Annotated in this window: 2 protein-coding genes; one reads left to right on the top strand and one right to left on the bottom strand. The window is 60.4% G+C overall.

Going from position 1 to position 2,079, the window contains the following annotated elements:
- Nucleotides 1-372 precede the first annotated feature (372 nt).
- Nucleotides 373-1,266, bottom strand: a complete 894-nt coding sequence (locus tag M3I56_RS40390) for a DMT family transporter (RefSeq protein ID WP_254343090.1) — start codon at nt 1,264-1,266, stop codon at nt 373-375.
- Nucleotides 1,267-1,530: 264 nt separating this feature from the next.
- Here M3I56_RS40390 and M3I56_RS40385 point away from each other — a divergent pair.
- Nucleotides 1,531-2,079, top strand: a 549-nt coding sequence (locus M3I56_RS40385; protein ID WP_254358627.1) for a LuxR family transcriptional regulator, incomplete at its 3' end; no start/stop codon positions are given.

The raw sequence follows: 2,079 nt of genomic DNA, 5'->3' as shown, positions 1-2,079 counted from the left end.
TTCGTCGCCGCCTACGAGCGATCCTGCGTCGACAGCTTCACCGTCCGGGTCAGGGTCGATGCCTTCGCGATCACACCCGATGGCCAAATGCCTTCTTCGCTGATCTTGGGCTGTTCACGATGTCTGAGGCCCTTCGATTGGCGCGCCAATCCCGATGTGGAAACAACTGACTGGAGAGCCCGTCGCGGGAAAACCGCACACCGGGTTCGGAGGGAGGGGACGGCGATCGCCGTTTCCTACCCCTATCCATCGACCCGAAGCCGACACTGGCGAGTCGATCAAACGAACGGCCGCTCCATGTTCGAACCCGGACGCTGGGAGTCTATGGTAACGAAAACAGCAGGACGCGTCTTCCGCGCCCAGGCCGCGCGCCTATTGAGGTTTGCCGTTGTGTCTGGCGCCGGCCGAAGCCGTCAGCGAAATGCCAACAAGGACGGCAACAAAACTGAACGCGAGACGCGTGCTCACGGGTTCATGCAGGAAGAAAACGCCACCGAGCGCTGCAACGGGCGGCACCAGGAGTTGGATGGCGGCCGCGGACATTGGCGGCAGTCTTCGGATCGTCGAGCTCCACACTACAAAGCCAATTGCTGATGTCACGGCGCCAGAAGCCACAGCGAGGACAACTCCGGTTGCGCTCGCATGTGCAGGGCCGTGAAGGATCAATCCTAAGACGATGCAGATCGGTGTCGCCCGAAGGAAGTTTCCTGTCGTTGATGATAGTGGACTCACGATGCGTTTGCCTCGCAAGGTATAGAGCCCCCATGCAGCGCCCGCCCCGACCATCATAAGCAGACCAGACAATCCCGGAACGCCGGCGCCAGGTACTGTCAGGCATAGAAGTCCGGCAATAGCCACCAGATACCCAACTAGCGCCACTCGGTGGAAGCGTTCGCCTTTGAGGAGACAGGCAATCAATATCGTCAGTTGTACCGTCCCGAACAGGACAAGCGCACCGGTGCTGACGCCAAGGGATAGATAGGACAACGAGAACAGGATCATGAAAGTGCCTAGCGCGGTTGCCGAAACCCAGTCAGGACTGGACTGCCGAACAAGTTCCGGGCTCAGTTTCGTCGCGACCAGCAAGGTCGTACCTCCGGCCAGCAGCCGGATGTCGGAAAACGTAGCTGCGTCGATGCTGTTGCTGAATAGCGCGACGCGACACAGCAGAGCGTTCGAGGCAAATGCAGCGATAGCGGCCGCGCCCTGCAAGGCGCAAGAAGGTGTGATTGCACTCGCGTCTGTGGGATCCAGATTTGCATTCATCACGGCTCCTTTCGTCACCGCAACTAGCGTGCGGGCGGATTAGCGCGACCACGTAGCGGGCGGCGGCCGTGTCTCGCGTGTGCGGGGTGTCGACGCGCCTGGAAACATCGAGTGCCCGTGCTGCCTGGTTCCAGGTGATGACTGTCGAGGCTGTGAGCGGCGAATCAGTATCGAGCACCGGGATGCGCTTGGGTACTACCTGAAAAGGTGATACGCTCATGCTCACCGAAGATCGGTGATCCGCACTTTTTTCTCGGGGACGACATGCTTTCATTCGCGGATTCCACCAATCCACTGGTCCACGATGACGTCTATGCACTCTGGGATCGGCTGGCCGAATTCTCTGCAGGTGATGGCGACGTCGCGCTGTCGCATCTCCTAACCACGCTCTGTGCGATGGTCGAGGCGCAGAATGCGCTTTGGGCCGTCGTTGTGCGATTGCCTTCGCTGGCGCCAAAGGATCCTTTGTTTGGCTGGCGTCCACGGCTGGTCCGGCTCCTGAATCCGGTACCGGCGATGGTCGCCTCGGTGCAGGAGCAGTACGACACGCTTTGGTCCGGGCATGTCGACTCGTCACATGTCGTGGCCGCCTCAGGGAACGAGCCGTTCTGCGCCAACCTGCTCTTCGAGGCGATGCCCGCCGAATGGTTTGAAGGTGAGCACTATCGGCGCCACTACCTCGAAGTCGGCCACGGCGACAGCATCCAGGTGCGTTGCTCGCTCAATGACGATGTGCGGATTCATCTCTTCGTGTTTCGCGATGTGCGGGCACCCCGATTCTCTGCGCCGGATCTCGAGCGTCTGGGTTTCGTG

This window comes from Paraburkholderia sp. CNPSo 3281, from assembly GCF_024206515.1.
Classification (GTDB): Bacteria; Pseudomonadota; Gammaproteobacteria; order Burkholderiales; family Burkholderiaceae; genus Paraburkholderia; species Paraburkholderia nodosa.
Note: the sequence above shows the minus strand (reverse complement) of the source record. Positions and strands in the feature narration are given on the sequence as shown.

Coding starts and splice junctions, on each gene's coding strand:
- M3I56_RS40390 (WP_254343090.1), bottom strand. CDS start 1,266: ATGAATGCAAATCTGGATCCCACAGACGCGAGTGCAATCACACCTTCT.